General features: G+C 34.1%; 14 protein-coding genes. 7 read left to right on the top strand and 7 right to left on the bottom strand.

What is annotated here, in order from left to right; genetic code table 11:
• Window positions 1-32: 32 nt before the first annotated feature.
• Together EGI22_RS08625 and EGI22_RS08620 are read right to left on the bottom strand one after the other, a co-directional pair.
• Window positions 33-887, bottom strand: a complete 855-nt coding sequence (locus EGI22_RS08625; RefSeq protein ID WP_255067786.1) for a CPBP family intramembrane glutamic endopeptidase — start codon at window positions 885-887, stop codon at window positions 33-35.
• Between the two features lie 127 nt (window positions 888-1,014).
• Window positions 1,015-2,817, bottom strand: coding sequence for a serine hydrolase (locus EGI22_RS08620; RefSeq protein WP_255067785.1), 1,803 nt, complete (start codon window positions 2,815-2,817; stop codon window positions 1,015-1,017).
• A gap of 215 nt (window positions 2,818-3,032) precedes the next feature.
• On the opposite strand from EGI22_RS08620, the gene EGI22_RS08615 reads away from it, so the two are divergent.
• The 5 genes from EGI22_RS08615 (at window position 3,033) to EGI22_RS08595 (ending at window position 8,594) form a co-directional block, all read left to right on the top strand.
• Entirely contained in the window at window positions 3,033-4,067 is a 1,035-nt protein-coding gene (locus EGI22_RS08615) for a sensor histidine kinase (protein WP_255067783.1), read from the top strand.
• Between the two features lie 4 nt (window positions 4,068-4,071).
• A complete protein-coding gene (locus tag EGI22_RS08610; RefSeq protein ID WP_255067781.1) occupies window positions 4,072-4,794 on the top strand; it encodes a LytTR family DNA-binding domain-containing protein in 723 nt (240 codons plus the stop codon).
• 275 nt (window positions 4,795-5,069) lie between these two features.
• Window positions 5,070-6,314, top strand: coding sequence for an IS256 family transposase (locus tag EGI22_RS08605; RefSeq protein ID WP_255067779.1), 1,245 nt, complete (start codon window positions 5,070-5,072; stop codon window positions 6,312-6,314).
• Window positions 6,315-6,373: 59 nt separating this feature from the next.
• The gene (locus tag EGI22_RS08600) at window positions 6,374-7,528 is read left to right on the top strand and encodes a VCBS repeat-containing protein (RefSeq protein WP_255067777.1); all 1,155 of its coding nucleotides are present in this window, start codon (window positions 6,374-6,376) and stop codon (window positions 7,526-7,528) included.
• A gap of 268 nt (window positions 7,529-7,796) precedes the next feature.
• Window positions 7,797-8,594 carry a protein-glutamine glutaminase family protein gene (locus EGI22_RS08595; RefSeq protein WP_255067776.1) on the top strand — a complete coding sequence of 266 codons (798 nt, stop codon included), beginning with the start codon at window positions 7,797-7,799 and terminating at the stop codon, window positions 8,592-8,594.
• A gap of 27 nt (window positions 8,595-8,621) precedes the next feature.
• Here EGI22_RS08595 and EGI22_RS08590 read toward each other — a convergent pair whose 3' ends face one another.
• From EGI22_RS08590 to EGI22_RS08575, 4 genes are all read right to left on the bottom strand, one after another.
• A complete protein-coding gene (locus EGI22_RS08590; protein WP_255067774.1) occupies window positions 8,622-9,290 on the bottom strand; it encodes a hypothetical protein in 669 nt (222 codons plus the stop codon).
• A 74-nt stretch (window positions 9,291-9,364) separates the two neighbouring features.
• Window positions 9,365-11,611, bottom strand: a complete 2,247-nt coding sequence (locus EGI22_RS08585) for a PVC-type heme-binding CxxCH protein (RefSeq protein WP_255067773.1) — start codon at window positions 11,609-11,611, stop codon at window positions 9,365-9,367.
• Window positions 11,612-11,643: 32 nt separating this feature from the next.
• Window positions 11,644-12,471 carry a ceramidase domain-containing protein gene (locus EGI22_RS08580; RefSeq protein WP_255067772.1) on the bottom strand — a complete coding sequence of 276 codons (828 nt, stop codon included), beginning with the start codon at window positions 12,469-12,471 and terminating at the stop codon, window positions 11,644-11,646.
• A gap of 27 nt (window positions 12,472-12,498) precedes the next feature.
• Window positions 12,499-14,742 (bottom strand): c-type cytochrome, encoded by a 2,244-nt coding sequence (locus tag EGI22_RS08575; protein ID WP_255067770.1) that lies wholly within the window; start codon window positions 14,740-14,742, stop codon window positions 12,499-12,501.
• Window positions 14,743-14,962: 220 nt separating this feature from the next.
• On the opposite strand from EGI22_RS08575, the gene yaaA reads away from it, so the two are divergent.
• Window positions 14,963-15,721 (top strand): peroxide stress protein YaaA, encoded by a 759-nt coding sequence (gene yaaA / locus EGI22_RS08570; RefSeq protein ID WP_255067768.1) that lies wholly within the window; start codon window positions 14,963-14,965, stop codon window positions 15,719-15,721.
• A gap of 69 nt (window positions 15,722-15,790) precedes the next feature.
• Window positions 15,791-16,081, top strand: coding sequence for a DUF3817 domain-containing protein (locus tag EGI22_RS08565; RefSeq protein WP_255067767.1), 291 nt, complete (start codon window positions 15,791-15,793; stop codon window positions 16,079-16,081).
• 847 nt (window positions 16,082-16,928) lie between these two features.
• On the opposite strand, the gene EGI22_RS24120 is transcribed toward EGI22_RS08565, so the two are convergent.
• A complete protein-coding gene (locus EGI22_RS24120; protein ID WP_369010870.1) occupies window positions 16,929-17,753 on the bottom strand; it encodes a DUF3667 domain-containing protein in 825 nt (274 codons plus the stop codon).
• Window positions 17,754-18,173: the final 420 nt, after the last annotated feature.

Below are 18,173 nucleotides of genomic sequence, written 5' to 3'. Positions count from 1 at the left end.
TACTGAATAAGTTTTTAATTTCTCATTTAAATTTATAAGCTTTCTTTTTCAGCTTTTCTCCAAAAGTAAATAGCAAAAATAGTCGTTATTATAGGAATCATCAGTCCATATTCATCTATCCAAAACGTAGTCTTATTGTTAGAAATCGTTATTGGAGTACATATTTTTTGTATAAAAATATTATGAACAGAATGATAAAGAGCTGCTGGCCATAGACTGTTCGATTTAAAAGTGTAATAGGCTAAGATAAAGGAAATTCCAATTATCATAACCGTAAAAGCTCCCATATGTAGCCAAAGATGCTCACTTTTACCGTACATCAAATTTATCAAAGGGAAATGCCAAATGGCCCAAATTATCCCACTTACAATGGCAAGAGCTTTAAAGGACATCACTTTTCTCAATTCGAAGATTAAAAACCCCCGCCATCCAATTTCTTCTCCCAAGGTTGAGCCTAAGTTTTTTATTACCCCAACAGTCAACAATAGCAAGACCATTATGGCAATTACAAGCGTTTGATATTTACTTTCAATTCCCAATTCATTGCTCCATTCTGAGATTTGTTCAGTATCTATCAGATTTCCAAAGCCTAATAACCATATTAAGGAATAAGCTATGGATACATACAAAAGGGGGGTAAAATAGGAGCGTTTTAAATATTTCAATTCTTTTAAACTCCATGGTAAACTTGAAAAAGACCGCTTTCTGATTTTCAAGGTCAGGAAGGTCGCCAGAGCAGGTGACATCATCAAAGCACCAACATAAATACTAGTTGGGTTTAATTTTAAAATGGCATAATAGGCTACGGAACTTAAAACAGTAAGGAGTATTAAAAATAGCCAAATTGTTCTCCAAGTTTCCTTAATTTCCGATGTGTTTTTTGACATTAAATTTTAGATTTTTTAAAAAAAGGCCATAATAAGATTCTGTTTTTACGTAGCAGATCATTGTTTTATCAAATATAAATATAAGTAAAAATTTCAGGAGTGCTTGAAATATGCCTTTACTGCTCTATTAGGGCATTAGTATATCCGCTTTATAGTCTAGGATACCATCTGTTAAGATTAATCCTGCTTCAGATACTGTTATTTTCAGATCTTGCATTCCACCATTTTGGTGCCCATTGATAAAAAAAGTGTTTTCTCCAGTAGGAATTAAAATGACTTTTGAAACATGGCTTGTTTTTACGGCATCATCCATAAACATTCCTTGTATTTTGTGGTCAGCGTTAATGCTTAGCACAATTCCGACATCAACTGTCTCAAAATGAAATCTGATGTGTACATTTTTAACTTCATCACCTTCCATTTTATAAATATTATACGACTTGAAATTGCCGGCATGTTGTAAAAAATTCATCCACATCCCTTTTAATTGTTCTAGCCCTTCGTCTGTGCCTAAAAATCCTTTCATTTGCTCATTGGCATAATTTAGTATTCCTTTAAAATTTTGGGTACTCATAGCATTTGCGAAAAACAAAGCGGGTTCTTTGAAGGCATTATTTTCTTCCACGCTTTTTGAGAAAGTATAGGTGAAGACGGACCAAGGTTCTTTACCGTTGGTTTCTAAATAGTAGGATCCTCCTTCCTTTTTTAGGCTGAGGGAATGCTCATCGTCTAATTGATAAGTATTTATATAATCAACAAGGCTCTTGTTTTTGATCTTTGTTGGTTTTGGTAAATTTTCAACGGCTTTTCCTTGAATTATTGAAATGATTTTATCCGTAATTTCCGGAACAAAAGTAACCTCGCCCTGAAATTCCTCTTTCACTGGATTTACTGTAGTCGCATTAGAAAGGATGATAATTTTAATGTTTTTTTCTGACAATGAACCCATAACCGAAGCATAGCCAGGAAGTAGGCCAGTGTTGTAAATCCATTTGTCGCCGTCTTTATCGTCAATTACCCAGCCCAATCCAGAGGCCATTTTGTTTACACCCATTGACTGTGTGGAGGTGTATAGTTTATCCACAGACTCAGATTCTAGTAAAATACCATTATCCAAAGCTTGCATAAATTTAAATAAATCGACCGTGTTTGAGTTCATATCTGCTGCACCTTTTAGCCATGATGGATGGAACGGGGAATTGAATTTTTTTAAAGTGTCAAAACCCAAACCTAAATAAGATTGTGCTTTTTGTCCCAAAGGTTTAAAGGAAGCAACCGCTGTATTTGTCATTCCTGCTGGTTTGAAAACAGTTGCCTGCATAAACTGAGCGTAAGGCTGTCCACTTACTTTTTCTATAATATTGGCTAAAAGTAAGTATCCAAAATTGTTATATTCATAACCTTTACCAGGTTTAAACTTCATTTTTGAATCCTTGAATTTTTCCAAAACTTCCTTAAAGGTGATTGCCGTTTCCTCGGGCATGATTCCGTTTCCATTATCATCTTTTCGGCCTATATTGGCTTCCATGCCTGAACTATTATTCAGCAAATGTTGAATCGTGATGGTTTTTGAATATTCAGGTATAAAATCTGGGAAATAAGTTGAAATAGGTGTCTCTAAAGTTAATTTCCCTTCTTCCACTAATTTCATAATTCCTACTGCAGTCAAAGATTTTGTAAGAGACGCAATACTAAAAACAGATGTTTTGGTATTCTTTTGGTGTTTTTCCAAATCAGCATATCCAAAACTTTTTTGGTAAACAATAGCATTGTTTTTGCTAATTAAAACACTTCCGATGAAGCGATTGTGATAAGAATAACCTGCCAATAAGGCATCAACTTTCTTCTCTAAATCTTTTTTGGAGCTTGTTTGTGCAAAGGAATTACTTCCTAATACCAAAGTGATGAAAACGATTATAGCTTTTTTCATAATTTATAATTTACTGGCTGCAATATTATATCTTCTGAAATTCTTCTTAAAATGAAAGTGACGTTTCGCCGCTTTGCTGTGATAGGCCCTCGTTTTTTTGTGAAAAAAGCAAACTTAACAGTTTTGTGGGTTTTGGTCACAACAATGACCCCATTCATCCCTTTTAAGTGATTTTTATAAATTAAATCCTATTTTTGATAAAGAAACGATAGATTATGAAGAAATATGTAGAGCCAATAATTCATCTTTTGATATGGGGAATTGGATATTTTTTGATTTTAAACTATACTTCTACTATAGGTGATTTCAGAAAAGAAAGAGGACCTTATTGGATTGCCCTTTTATTCGGGATGCTTATGAATTTAAGCGTTTTTTATACAACGGCATATTTTTTAGTTCCCAAATTTTTGCGGCTTAAAAACATTAAGGCATTGGTTTTTTCTGTGCTGACTGGTTTTATTTTTATCAATTTGTTTGAAAGCACCGTAGATCATGGCTATTTGGTTAACTTTTTCTCCTCAGCTAGCGAATCATTTTTTGTAACTTTTCTTTACAATACTACAGTCAGTTTTTTTATCTTATTGCTTGCTTTGTCCTATTCACTTATCAAATATTGGGTACAAAATGAAAAACTTAAAAGAGTTCTGCTTGAGGAAAAACTTTCCACAGAAATGGCCTTTTTGAAGTCTAAAATTAATCCTCATTTTTTGTTTAATGTTTTAAATAGTTTTTATGCCAAATCATTAAAGTACAATGCACCAGAATTGGCAAACGGAATAGCTAAACTGGCCGAACTGATGAGATATATGGTGTATGAAACAAACGAAGATAAAGTAGCCCTTGAAAAAGAAATTCTTCATCTGAAAAACTTTATTCAGGTCTACCAACTTAGGATTGCTGAAGAAGACGATGTAACTATAAGTTTTGACCTTAAAGGAGCTATAAATGCTGTTCAAATAAGTCCAATGTTGCTTATTCCTTTTGTTGAAAATGCGATTAAACATGGAATTGACCCTAAATCAAAATCATTAATCAATATTTCTATTGTGGTAGAGCAGAATAAGTTACACTTCGAAGTTACCAATACGCTACATCAAAGTTTTTATGACTTAGTTGACGAGCCTTCAGGGTTCGGACTTGATAATTTAAAAAAGCGACTCTCTATTTTGTATCCTAATGCATATACTTTGGAAACTAAAGAAGTAGATGGATATTTTAAATCTTTACTTATTCTTCAACTTGATAAATAGCCATATGAACTGTGTAATAATTGATGACGAACCAGCTGCGATTGATGTTCTTAAATTTCATTTAAACAACATCTCATATGTAGAATTGCAGAAAACTTTTAGAGACCCTTTGGATGCACTTGAATACCTTCAACAGCATTCGGTTGATCTCATTTTCTTAGATATTAACATGCCCAAATTGTCAGGTATTAACTTTCCTAAGTTTTTACAGAACCCGCCACTTATAATATTTACTACTGCATATTCAGAGTATGCGTTGGAAAGTTATGAGCTTAAAGCGGTTGACTATCTTCTGAAACCCATTGAATTTAATAGGCTGTTGCAGGCAGTTATGAAAGCAAAACAACAGGTAGAAAACAATAATTCAATGCCAATTTCTGGATCTGAAATTTCTACTGACATCACAAAGCAAACTATTTTTATAAAAAGTGGGTCTGAGTTTCATCAAATCTATGTTCATAACATAAAATATATAGAAAGCGAGGGCAACTATGTTACTATCTATACAGACAAGCGACCTGTTTTGGCCCGATATAAACTATCTGAAGTAATAGAAATGCTCCCAAAAGCATACTTTACAAGGATTCATCGGTCTTATATTGTCGCACTAAAACATATAGAAACGGTTAAAAAAAATAGTGTTGTAGTTGACAATAAAGAAATTCCATTAAGTAGCAATTATAGGGAAGAGTTTATGGCTATCATTGAGGACAGGGTAAACAAATGAGAGTTTAAAAGCTAAAAGCAAGTATTTTGCTTCATTCTTTTTTGATTCCCCAAGTTTTTCTCCTTTTCAATGTCTTTATTAAATTTGGCTCATTAAAGGGAAAGTCAATTTGTTTTTTATTAATAAATGCATTTACCCATTTAGCAGAATTTTTAGTGTTGAAATGAGATTGTTCCAAACTTAGTTGAAATTCCTTTTTGATAAAAAAGGAAAAAGAGATCTAAAAGAATTAAACTTGAAATAGCAAATAACAATCTAAACTCTTAAAGATCCCTATGTTGAACAAAGTTAGTAAAATCGGAACAGAAAATCTCAATGATTTTTTGTTGAGCAGTTTAGAAGTTCAAGTGAGCATGATGCAGCAACATTTAGATATTTGTAAGATTTTTGCAAATACTTTACTTTCGAACGAAGTTGATTCCTTAGCTGGGTCAAAGTATTCACATGAAAAGCCCTTAGAGGGTCGCTACAGTCGGTGGGGTCATAATCCAGGAAGTGTTAAGGTTGGTGGTCAACGTGTACCTATTCAAGTCCCTAGAGTATTTGATAATCAAGACCAAAAAAATGTGAGTCTGGAATCGTATGAACAATTACGGAAAGCTCCAGAGCAAGCCGAGAGTATGGTTCAGAGTGTCTTACATGGCATATCGATGCGTGATTACCAGCGAACAGCAGAGACTTTGGTTGGTAACTTTGGTATAAGCCCAAGTAGTGTTAGCAGAGAGTTTGTGGCCCAAAGTGCGGCAGCTCTTGAAGAATTTCAGAAAAGGCGATTTGAAGAAAATGAGTTTGTGGCTTTATTTATTGACGGCAAGTATCTTGCTGGACAACAAATGATTATCGTATTGGGTATAACAGGCAAAGGCCAGAAAATCGTATTAGGCATAACCCAAACCGCTACAGAAAACCACCGTCCAATACTGGAACTACTGACAGATTTGATAGATAGAGGTCTAAAGTTTGAAGAAGGAATACTGGCTGTAATAGATGGTTCGAAAGGGCTAAAAAACGCGATAGAAGAAGCTTTCGGCGACAAGGTGATAATACAAAGATGTCAATGGCATAAACGTGAAAATGTTGTGAGTTATTTGCCAGAAAACAAACAGGAAGAATATCGTAAGAAGCTACAAAACGCCTATTCAGAGGAAGAATATGAGGTCTCCAAAGCAAAGCTTGAGGCTATTGGGAAAGAAATAAAAAGTATAAACGATTCAGCCCAAAAATCGCTTTTAGAAGGGCTAGAAGAAACGTTGACGCTGAAAAAACTAAAGCTTAATGAGTTTTCAAAAAGCTTCTCAACAACAAACTGTATTGAAAGTTTAAACTCTCAAGTGGGTAAATTTACCAGAAAAGTAAAAAGATGGCAAACCGGAGATCAGCGATTAAGATGGGTAGTTTTAGGACTATTAGAATCTGAAACAAGAATGAAAAAAGTCAGTAACTTTGAAAATCTTCAGAAAATGCAACAGAAAATAAAGTCAGAAATAGAAAACAGAATCAATTCAAGTAAAAACTCTTAAATTTCAACTAAGTTTGGAAAAATCTCTTGTTGTTGTTAAAAAATTCAACCAAATAAAACATGAAAAAACTATCGATTCTAAGCACTTTCTGCCTAATAGCTACAAATGTTTTTGCCCAGGTTCCAACATTCAAAAAAACCGTTCTTACCAGAGACTTCATCTCAGAAGGAGTAGCCGTAGCGGACCTCAATAAAGACGGCAAAACAGATATTATAGCTGGCTATTATTGGTTCGAAGCACCCAAATGGATTCGCCATGAAATGGCTCCTTCACGCGTATTTGACCCAAGAAAAGAATATTGTGAGTCTTTCTTAAACCACGCTATGGACGTAAATCTGGACGGTTGGGAGGATGTAATCATAGTAGATTACCCTGGCAAACCCGGATTATGGTTTGAAAATCCGAAGAACAAACCTGGCCAATGGAAAAAACATATCATAGCGGACTCTATGGGAATAGCCAATGAGTCGCCAGGATTTATAGATATTGATGGCGATGGAAGGCTGGATATTTTGTGCGGAGACGTAAAGAAAAAACAGATTGTCTGGCTCCAAGCTCCAACCAAAAAAGGTGACACTGAATGGAAAAGGCATGCAATAAGTACAGAAAACGTAAATGGAACAGAGCGTTTTTCGCACGGTATTGGCTTTGGAGATATCAATATGGACGGCATTAAAGATGTAGTGATAAAAGAAGGTTGGTTTGAAGGTAAAAAAGATCAAAGTTCGGGCGACTGGACATTTCATGCTGCAAACTTGGGCGATGCCTGTTCACACATGCAAGTATTGGACATGAATGGCGATGGCAAAAACGATGTTCTTACTGCCTCAGCACATAAATTAGGCGTTTGGTGGTATGAGCAAATCTCTGAAAATGGCCAAATAAACTTCACGATGCACAAAATTAGTCAAACAACAGCCCAAACCCATTCATCTATAATGGCCGACATCAACGGCGACGGGAGAAAAGACTATATCACTGGGAAAAGATTCTTAGCTCACAATGGAAACGATGCAGGCGACGGTGATGAACCAATATTAATGTGGTTTGACCTCAATCCTAAAAAAGCCCCCTACTACACCGAACATATCATAGACACCGACTCTGGAGCTGGTCTTAACATTGCCATAAAAGATTTGAACAAAGACAAAAAACTAGACATAATTATTGCCAATAAAAATGGAGTGTTTTTGTTGGAGAATGGAGGGAAGTGAATCTTATTTATGTCTTTTAAAAATTAAAATGAGACTTTTTGATTTGAAAACTTTAATAACAGCAATAGATACCGAATATATTCAGTAAAATTGAAATCAAATTTCTTTGTTTACCGTATATATCACCAATAAATAGCAATATTTCAAAATACATTATGCTTTTCAAAAGCAATTCAAAAACACTTCAAAACATTAAGGAGTTTATATCTTAATTTCATAGAAAATTTCTGGAAATAGTTTGCTTACCTTTGCGGCCTAATCACTTTATATGAGAGCTAAGATTGATGATTTTAAAAAAAGAGATATTCAAAATATTGATTATCAAAGTCTTTTTTTAGAGTTAAAAGAGCTTTGTTTTCCCTTATTTAAATACAAACAAGGCAACTGCCACAATATAGTCCATTACTGTTCCATGATTTTGGCAAGTAAAGGCATAAGTCACAAAAAAATCTGGTATTATACGCCCGCCATTTTAAATTTCAATTCAACACTTTGTATATCAAAACCCGATCCCAACAATTTAGTGGCAGAAGGAAATCTCGACTGGGGGTACCATGTAGCTATAATTTTTGATGAAATGGGAAACCATCAAATTTTTGATTGGATAATGGACGAAAACAAGCCATTAAGTTTACAAGATTGGATTTCGAACTTGGGATTAGTAGAATTTAAAACAGACATTGAAGACCCAGAAAACTATCTTTTCAATATTGAGCTAAACTTTGATGACCTGAGCAAACCTGCTAATATTGAATATTTTAAGTACGAAGGTTTTGCCAAAACCAATTATTGGATACCAACAGGACTTGCCATAAACGACACTGCGTATACTTTTTATAACAATGAAAAGGAAATTTTAGAACAAAATAACGACATCTCTTTTGACTATAAATTGTTGGTTGGTAATATCTTAGATTTTGAATGTGTCATCAGAGACCAATTGTATAATGATACAGTTTCACTCGATTTTCAAGCTAAACATTTTTATTTAATTCGAAAGTACATTGAACTATATCATCAAAATCTCAATAAATGGATTGGCGTTTTTGAATATTGGGGATTTTAATATATTGAACGGCAAACTTTAACAATTTCAATATTTCGCATACTTCCCGTCTTTGAAGTTATACCTAAGTTCTGAGTTGGTTTTTGTATTATATTCTTTCTCACTTTCATCCACCCCTCCTTCACTTTCTGTTAAACTGATTTTGAAATCGCCGTTTTTTAACAATTCTCCGTCTGCTCTGACGCTATTGTAAAAAGGTGCGTCGGCCCAGTTCTGATAGTACGAAAACGGGGTACAAGAAGTGTTTTTTCCGTTAATAAAAGTACTCACCAAAATCACTTTTCCGTTGGTATAAGGGCATGCATCAAAAGTAGAAAAGTCATATCCCCAAAACTTCAGCGATTTTGAATCTCCTAAATCATATTCCTTAAATAAGACCGATTTGATGTCTTTAAACACTCCGATATCCAGTTTAGACAAAAACTCTTCGTATTTACCCATTTTTTTCGCCGAATCTATCTGGATAAAACTCGCTTTCAGCCCAAAAAACTCACTTGTGTCAATTAGCGTTTCTGATAGAACGTTAATCTCGTCTACACTTAAATTTTTCAAAGTAGAATCAGCAAAAATATTCTCTAAAGCCAAACTATCAAGTTTAATTTCTTCTTGAAAACTAATGGTCTCTTTGGTCTCATTTTTAGGCGTATTGCAAGCGTTAAAAATACCAATAAAGAGTAAAAAATATATTGATTTCATGGGTTATTTAAATGTTCAAAAATATAGATTTTAGAATTCGAAAATAATGTTGAATTCTTTTTTAGGCATATTTTTTATTTCATTTCAGCAGAAAGAGCATCTAACTCTTCTATGGACCAAGCTTCTTTTTTGTCGGCATGTTGTTCCCTTATTTTCTTTACGTCTTCCACTTTTACTACAGCAGATTGACGGCTTTTACCAACTCTTACCGAAGAGCCCACAAACTCGTAGCGAATATAACTGGTGACGGCCGCAATCCATTCGTCTGAATTATCATTCATAGCCAGCATTACACTTGGATATGTTTTACCTTCTATTGGGCCTTGCAATCCATTCATTAGAATTCTTATAGCTATGTCTTTGTCTGCGTTCAAATGCTTGGCTCCTCTTAAAGCTGGAGCGGCATTGGTAGGTAAACCCTTGCCATCAGATCCATGACAAGCCGAACACAATGATTTATAAATATCTGCACCAGCCAAAATCAATTTCCGCTCAGAAGGAGCAAAATTCGCAAGTTTAATTCCATATATTTTTGCGTCTTGGTTTTTGTCAATGCTCTTTTTAACACTAGAAATCATTTGATTATCAGCATTTTGGGCTAAAATATCCTCTACTATTTTCTTTGCCAAAACACTTTTGTTCGACCCTAAGGATAAAAGTATCTGCGTTCTAACATCATAGCTTTCGTCGTTTATCATTTTACCTACTGCCGCTAGCATAGTTTGGTCATTTTTATTCAAAAAAACCTCGGAAATCCAAATCCCCGTTTTACGAATTTGAGGATCAGGATCTTTCAAAGCCCAAAATAAAGTGGCTTTATCTATAGCATTTAATCCTTCTAAAGTCCATAAGGCATGTATTTTCCCTAAATTAGAAACTCCTGTTATTCCAGTAACCATGGCTTTCAAAGCTGGAACCACAGATTTATCATTCAAAATAATAATTTGTTTTTGAGCATTATCTCTCCACCAGCCATTTGGATGGTCTAGGTATTTCACCAACGATTTAGCCGGCATGTCTAACATTTTAGGTTGTGGACCAGGTTTAAAATCATCATGAACCAATCTCCAGATTCTTCCTCTTTGATTTATCTCTCCTATTCCGTAATAATCTATTTTGTTTCTCAAAAATGAGCCTTTTGGCGTCCAGTTAGACTCTTGAATTATGCCTCGGTTCATATCTACAATATATAAGCAACCGTCAGGGCCTGTGTAAGTATTGTTAGGTCGAAAATAAAAGTCTGTACTTGCTATAAACTCTTTTTTTTCATAGACATTTTCAAGCTGCGTTTTACCTTGGTTATTTATGACTTTTGCCCTTCTAATTATACGAGCCACTGGCTCACAAATAAGATAATCTCCTATCAAGTCTGCCGGCAACTTATCCCCTCTAAAAATAGACTGACCGTTGGCAGCCGTAAAATGATTCAAAGTACTATCAGGATTTAACCTTGGCTTACCTCCCTGCACATCGGGCGTAGATATAATTGGCCATAATTGATTAAATGTCTGCTCGTTATATGCGTCAGCAAACTCCAAAGCACCATACTTTGGATTTATTTGAAACCCACTTCCTGCGTTTTCGCCTCCAGCCCTACTGAAAAATAATCTACCATAATTATCATGCGTAAGCCCCCATTGGCCATTTGAGCCACTCGGCATAGAATCCGGTTTAAGCACCCCGTTTTTATATCTAAATCTTACTGCATCATAAGTTTGATAAATATAATTGTCGATATTCCAGTCCAAGCCACTCCTTTGATGTTCTAGATTCCCGCCTGCCTCTTTTCCTAAAATATAGGCAGGTTTCTTTACATCGGCCACACCATCGCCATTGGTATCTTTGTAGCTATATATATCGTACGTATCGGTTTCATTTACCAAGAGTTCGTGGTTTACACAAAGAATCATTCTAGGCAATAGGAGGTCTTTGATAAAAACCGAACTCTTATCCATTTTTCCGTCATTGTCAGTATCTTCCAAAAGCATCACTCGACTCCTTTTTTCTTTCGTACCTGTACCATCCGTATCCTGCGTATAGGTTTCCATTTGGGCTACGTACATTCGTGCATTCCCATCCCAAGCTATGGCTACAGGTTCTTTTATCATAGGCTCACTGGCCACTAACTCCATATGATAGCCATCGGGAACATGAAACGCCAAGCGACTTTGTTCAGGTGAAAGCACAGCCGGAGTAAGCGGATTAAGGCTATCTGGAATTGAATAAAAAGCCGATTCTGTGGGTTTATTTATTGAAAGATTTGAGTAAAAAAACAAAACAGAAAACGCAATGATACTGTACAATAAATTGAGACTTTTCATTTGGCTTGAATAGGTTTCTTTTAAAAAATATTTTATGGTTGAATTTTCGAAAATCTAAAAAAAGCATAGCTAAAAAAACTGCTCAATGCAGTTAGCAAATGCCAAATGGCGTGACCTTGGTAAAACGAATGCGGGTCACAACCGATTTTTTGCACATCTAAAGTACGAATTTTGACTGCAATAAACATTAATATTATACTAGAAATTGCTAGTAAAAAAAATCTTTCCTGACGGTTTCTGAAATAGATAATAAATACCAAAACTGTCTGAAGTAAAATCATTCCAGGCAAAAGTATGCTGCTTGATATCAACAGGTGGATTGGTATAAATATTACAGTCATAATAATCAATGCTATTACCCAAATTTTTTTACCATTTTCAGTAAAACTATCAATTTGAAATAAATGATAAAAAGCAATCCCTAAAAGAGCAATAGAAATGCTGTAAGTGCCATTCATATCTACTCTTTGGCCGACATAGGTTAGTGAGGCATGAAAAAACGCACTCCCAATACTCAAATAAATCAAAAACAAACCCATTAAAATGGATAACTGTGGAAATTTTTCTAATTTATTTTTAAGATTATTTCTAGTATTTTCAATATCATAAATAGCTATGAATATAATAAGAATACCAAAAAAGAAATAAGCCAAGTTGGAGTAAGTATTCATGGATTGATGAAAAAACTTTTGCGAATTATTAAATTCACAATATTCACCTACCAAAGCAGACTTGCTCAAGGTCATTCCTTCCCAAACTTTGCCACTCAATACTGAATTTAATAACCAAAACCCAAGCAACGTGGCGAGCGTAAATAAAACCGCTTTAAAGACCAATTTAAAACCCAAAGATTTATTCATGTTAGCAATATTTGGAAAACATGCTTTTCATCTTTCAAAAACAGTTTCAAGTAATTGTTTCTCGCTGTAAACCCCGCTACCTTCAGGTTTCATGTCTCGTAGTTTTTTAACTTCGCTCACCGATATATTCTTCCATTCTTTGGCATAAGCGTTTTGCAAATATCTTATAATATCCACAATGTCAGCATCACTTATTGAAGTGTTATTGAGCAATCCAGGCATATCATTATTGAGTTGATACTGCTTACCTCCCACACTTAATGGGCCACTAACACCATGTAAAACTATGGAAGTCAGGCGATGAATCGAACCATCAATATATTCCGAACCTTTGAGTGGCGGAGCTAAATCTTGGACTCCTTTGCCATCGGCTCCATGGCAGGTTGCACAAATAGACCTAAAAAGCTGAAGGCCTTTAGTTCGGGTATCCGTTTCCTTCTTTTGTTTTACAAAAATGCTATTCATTTCATTTTTCTTGTGATTGGAGAGGGCGGTTTCCAAATTGCCTTTTAAAGCTGCCGAAGGATTCATTGAACTAAGATATTTTTCCTCTTTGCCCTCAAGATTACTTACAATAGCCTCCTGGTAAATCTTTTGATCGATATATTTTTGATCGATTTTAGTAAGAATTGGGAAAAAAGTACTCTCCGAAACTTTCAACCAATTTTTAAGTGACAATGGAAGATATAAGTCTATGATTTCATTATTCTTGGCCAAAAGATTATCGCAAATTGCTTTCATCTTAGGAACATTAGCGGCGATTGCAAACTGCTCCGAAAGCCCTAAAGCGTGGGCAATAGTTTCGGGTTGAGAAGTTTGGGAAATGATGTCTGAAAGGTTATTGAAATTTAATGCATTGAGTCCTTCTAGCACAAAAAGAGCATGAATCTCTACACCAAAAGGCTCATTAGACTTACTTAAATTTACCAATTCTTTCACTACCGAAGGGTCTTTCTTCTGAATGAGCAATTGTTGAGATCGATCTCTCAACCAACCATTTGGATGACTTAAATTGGCCACCAATTGTTTAGAACTCGCTTTCGATAAATCTCCGATTTCAAAACCCTTATTTTCCTTACTCGTAATTTTGAGAATTCTCCCAGCATTCTGCAAGGTATCCATTTTCTGTAAAGCCAAAAGCTCTGAAAGATATTGCGAAATGTATGCTTTGTGTTGAATAATTCCCCTGTGCATATCCACCACATACATGGCTCCATCTGGTCCATTGAAAAGATTTACAGGTCGAAAACCCTCATCTGTTGAGGCTAAAAACTCTTTGCCAATCTCAGCTTGCGTAGCTTTTGTGGAAGTTTTATCAAAAGTCAGAATATTCCTTTTAATCAAATTCGCCTCAGGTACACATACAAAGGCATTTTGGTCATATTCAGTAGGGAAAGTGCCTCCACGGTAAACTAATGGACCACAAGCAGCTGTTACACTAACCAAAAAACCATCTTCATTTAACACTCCTTTCTGATAGCCTCTATTTACAGCGGCTTTGCTGATAGGATAAACCAAATCCTCGGCTATTTTTTTGCTTTCAGATACCGTCGGTTTATAGTATCTATTTTTTATGGTTTTGTTGGGCAATACAAAGTCGGCCTGTAAGTTCGTGGAATTGTTGTTAAAATACAGCCTTCCAAAATTATCCTTCGTAATCCCCCATTGCCCCCGCTCTGATGTCGGTTCTTTTAGCCATTTCCCATTTTTCAATCTATACCTAAAGTTCCAATTTGAATTATAAATCCAATTGTCAATATTCATCATCAGCCCGTTAGAAGAATGCTCTACATTTCCACCTTCGGCGTATAATGGGTCTACAATTGTCTTTTTGCCAGGTTTATCATTTTTTATTTCTACAAAAATAAGCTTTGGACCATCCACATATAATAATCCTCCATAAACATGAGCTATGGCACGAGGAAGCACCAATTTTTCTAGAAAAACTTTGCTGTGGTCTGTAACACCGTCTTTATCCAAATCTTCTAAAATAGATATTCGGCCTGTTGGCTCTTCTTCTCCAATGCCCTCCAGATTGGGCATATAGTTAATCATTTCTACTACCCACATGCGGCCTTTATTATCAAAATCCATGCTAACGGGAGCTTTTAAAAATGGCTCGGATGAAATGACTTTCAAGTCAAACCTTTCATCTATTTTATATCCATCCAAAGAAATTTTGGGTTCACTAATATTGATACTAACAAAGCCAAAAATTACAATTGAAATAAAAAGAATTAGTAAAGTTCTACTAGGGCTTAAAATACGCATTGATTGTATATTCTAGATTTTAAATAAATTTTTCGTAAAATAATAAATTTTAACTAATCAATTGTAATAAATCGACCAATTGATAATAGCGATAGATTCTAAGCCTTTTTTTAAAATAAATTATGTTTTTAGGAGATTTTCTTTAATCAGAATTTTGTAAACAAAGGTCGAAACCTAGTTTGCTATTTTTACGTTTATATAACGAACCATATTTGTATCAATGAAAATCGTTATATCTCCTGCCAAAACCTTAGATTACCAAAATACCTTACCTACAAACGAGTATTCACTTCCTATTTTTGGAAAAGAAACTGCAGAACTAAACGAAACTTTGAAAAAAAAATCGCCAAAAAAATTATCAGACTTGATGAGTATTTCGACGGCTTTAGCCCAGCTTAATCATGAAAGAAACCAAATAAGAACAGAGGAATATACCACAGAAAATGCTCGGCAAGCAGTTTTTGCCTTCAAAGGCGACGTATATTTGGGATTAGACGCTTATACACTGAAGCCAGAGCAAATACCTCAAATGCAGGAAAAGCTGAGGATACTATCTGGGCTATACGGATTGCTTAAACCTTTGGACCTAATACAACCCTACCGCCTCGAAATGGGAACCGCACTGAAAGTTGGCCGGAAACCCAATCTTTATAAATATTGGGACAAAAAAATCACCGAGGCCTTAAAAGCGGAATTACAACCAAATGAACCTTTGATAAATCTAGCCAGCCAAGAGTACTTTGGGGCAGTAAAACCAGCCTTGTTAAGTTCGCCCATTATCACCCCCGTTTTTAAAGATTTTGTAAACGGAAAGCTCCAAATCGTAAGTTTCTTTGCCAAAAAAGCACGCGGAATGATGGTTCGTTATATTTTAGACCACGACATCAACGATCCCGAAAATCTAAAAACATTCAATTATGGCAATTACGAATTTGACGTAAAAGCTTCTACGGAAAACGAATTGGTATTTGTGAGATAATATTTATGCAAATTTTTTTCTATAATTTTCCCAAAAAAACGAAGTATTAAAACCAGTCTAAAAAATAAAATGAACGAAAATAAAATACTCAATATCTTCCGCAAAATTGCCATTTTAGAAGGAATTAGTTTCCTTTTAATAGGTATTACGATGTACATGAAGTATGAAATGGCGATGCCAAAGCCCAACTATATTGTGGGTCTAGCTCATGGTTTGCTTTTTATCGCTTATTGTATTTTATTAGCTATGTTGTTTTTCAGAGATAAATGGAAATTCTCAGAAGGCGTACTCGGCTTTGCAGCATCGCTTATTCCCTTCGGGACATTTGTGGCTGATAAGTATATTTTTAGTCGCAAATGATTTAAGACCTGGTGTTATATGTTTTTCTAAAACTGCTTGATATTTTTACAATTCATAAATGAGTTGGAAATTGCTCACCACTCTGTAAAAGCATTGCCTTAATGGGTGGAAATTTCTAGTTTCATACACAGAAATACAATTGTCTTCTAAAACTCATATTAACAAACCTTTACAAGTTAAATACTAAGCAAATTAAACAAACTTTATGATAGCTAAACTCTGAAATACACAATGGAATCTTAGAAAGGTTAAACAGCTGTTTTTTTAAGCATAAAAATCCCAAATTAGTTTAGGTTTTAGTGAGTTTGAAGAATTCGAACCACTCTTCGACATGTTCTGAAAGACATGTCGAAGCTTGATGATGAGGATTTTCAATCCGAATTAGATACTCAAAAAACTAATAGTCAAAAATTATCACTACAATAAATTAAAATATTACTGGCGTCTGAAAAATAATCAGAACTCATTTTAACTATTTGAAAATTAAATTCTTAAAGGGTTAATGATTCAATAGGAGTCATTTTTACTATAATAAAATTCCCCCTTCGGGCTATCAATTGTTTATGATTTAGATATATAATTTTCGATTTTTAGAAGGATGCTAGTAATAAAATAGTGACGCTATACAGCTATGCCAAAGTTTTGAAAATTAAAATATATAGGATTGGAAATCCTATTTTATCTAGCTTCGACATGTCCTACGGAACATGTCGAAAATCCGTAGTTTATTATTACTCTGATATCATTTTATTTAGAATTTTTGTAGTTAACAAATAGTTGAGAAAGTGTAAAATACATCACGCGGATCGTATATTTTAAAGCTTTTAGTCCAAATTATTCCTATATTTTATACTAAAAAAATACTTATTTCGAAAAGTAAAAACCTATAGAATAGTTGAACAAATAACAAGTGTAAAAGAACGAAAAGAAACGCACTAATTATAGATCTCCCAATTGAAACATTAAAGAAACGTTTAAATGCAATTGAAGAAAACACAAGGAATAAGGTAGAGATAAAAAATAAAAGGTATGTTTCTGAAATCAAATTTCTACCTTTTATTAAAAAAGAAATAGCGAATAAGAATACAGGTATAAATAAATAATTAGTAGCTAGATAGAATATATTTAACTCTGAACTCAAAATGAAGTAATCGTAAATTAACTTCTTTTTACTGAAAAATAATATGTAAAGGCATAATGCACTAAGAGGAATTAAAATCAGCAATAAAATTTTTGATATTTTCTCTGATTTACTATAATACAATTGATTTAGCTCTTCTTCATTTATCATTATTTTTTCGCTTTTCTTTTTAATTTGAGATTTGGCCATTTTTCCATAGAAAAACATATTCTTGTGTCCATTTAGACTCATATTCATCCCCTTGTAAACTGGGAAAAAAAGATATAAAACTACCAAAATTAAGAAAAGGGAAATGGGTTTGAAATATTTCTTTTGAATCCCACTTGAAAATTCCAGGGCATATTTACCTGGTTTTGTAAAGATGGTTTTAATTGTTTGAAAAATATTGCCTTCAAAGTGCGTTATAAAGTGTAGTGCCTCATCAACCAGGTGCGAAACTGTTTTATCTTCATAGTTAAATTTCTTTTGGCCGCAGGCAGAGCAGTATTTTCCATTTAATGTGCTACCACAGTTCTTACAAATTTCTAGCATACATATTTTGTTTTAGTTTTTCGAATAAACAAGACATCTTTCAAAAAAACAAAGAATAACAAGCCAATTTTTGTATTAGGGCTTTTATAACTAGTTAGATTAATTTTAATGTTTGAGAATTTACTTTTAAATATACAAGATAGTGGTTTTCATTTCCTTAGCTGAAAGTATATTTAGGGATATCGATAATGAAAAATTTCCTACAAACCGAATCTGCATTACAAAAAACCAAATAGAAATAATATTTTATTACAAAAATAAAAATTTAAACTATTTGAGATTCGATTTTGTAATTATCACACTGAAAATTAAAATAAATAGGATTGGAAATCCTTTTTTATATAGCTTCGAAATGTCCTACCGAACATGTCAAAGAGCCGAATTTTTTTTATTTGTCAAATAAGTATCAAATAGCAAAAC

This window comes from Lacihabitans sp. LS3-19 (genome assembly GCF_024343575.1).
Lineage (GTDB): Bacteria > Bacteroidota > Bacteroidia > Cytophagales > Spirosomataceae > Leadbetterella.
The sequence above is the reverse complement of the archived record's forward strand: the minus strand, read 5'-3'. Positions and strand labels throughout refer to the sequence as shown.

Excerpts from the sequence above, each read along its gene's own strand:
- EGI22_RS08625 (WP_255067786.1), bottom strand. The coding sequence starts at position 887 with ATGTCAAAAAACACATCGGAAATTAAGGAAACTTGGAGAACAATTTGG.
- EGI22_RS08580 (WP_255067772.1), bottom strand. The coding sequence starts at position 12,471 with ATGAATAAATCTTTGGGTTTTAAATTGGTCTTTAAAGCGGTTTTATTT.
- EGI22_RS08585 (WP_255067773.1), bottom strand. The coding sequence starts at position 11,611 with ATGAAAAGTCTCAATTTATTGTACAGTATCATTGCGTTTTCTGTTTTG.
- EGI22_RS08565 (WP_255067767.1), top strand. The coding sequence starts at position 15,791 with ATGAACGAAAATAAAATACTCAATATCTTCCGCAAAATTGCCATTTTA.
- EGI22_RS08600 (WP_255067777.1), top strand. The coding sequence starts at position 6,374 with ATGAAAAAACTATCGATTCTAAGCACTTTCTGCCTAATAGCTACAAAT.
- EGI22_RS08620 (WP_255067785.1), bottom strand. The coding sequence starts at position 2,817 with ATGAAAAAAGCTATAATCGTTTTCATCACTTTGGTATTAGGAAGTAAT.
- EGI22_RS08615 (WP_255067783.1), top strand. The coding sequence starts at position 3,033 with ATGAAGAAATATGTAGAGCCAATAATTCATCTTTTGATATGGGGAATT.
- EGI22_RS08590 (WP_255067774.1), bottom strand. The coding sequence starts at position 9,290 with ATGAAATCAATATATTTTTTACTCTTTATTGGTATTTTTAACGCTTGC.
- EGI22_RS24120 (WP_369010870.1), bottom strand. The coding sequence starts at position 17,753 with ATGCTAGAAATTTGTAAGAACTGTGGTAGCACATTAAATGGAAAATAC.
- EGI22_RS08605 (WP_255067779.1), top strand. The coding sequence starts at position 5,070 with ATGTTGAACAAAGTTAGTAAAATCGGAACAGAAAATCTCAATGATTTT.
- EGI22_RS08575 (WP_255067770.1), bottom strand. The coding sequence starts at position 14,742 with ATGCGTATTTTAAGCCCTAGTAGAACTTTACTAATTCTTTTTATTTCA.
- yaaA (WP_255067768.1), top strand. The coding sequence starts at position 14,963 with ATGAAAATCGTTATATCTCCTGCCAAAACCTTAGATTACCAAAATACC.
- EGI22_RS08610 (WP_255067781.1), top strand. The coding sequence starts at position 4,072 with ATGAACTGTGTAATAATTGATGACGAACCAGCTGCGATTGATGTTCTT.
- EGI22_RS08595 (WP_255067776.1), top strand. The coding sequence starts at position 7,797 with ATGAGAGCTAAGATTGATGATTTTAAAAAAAGAGATATTCAAAATATT.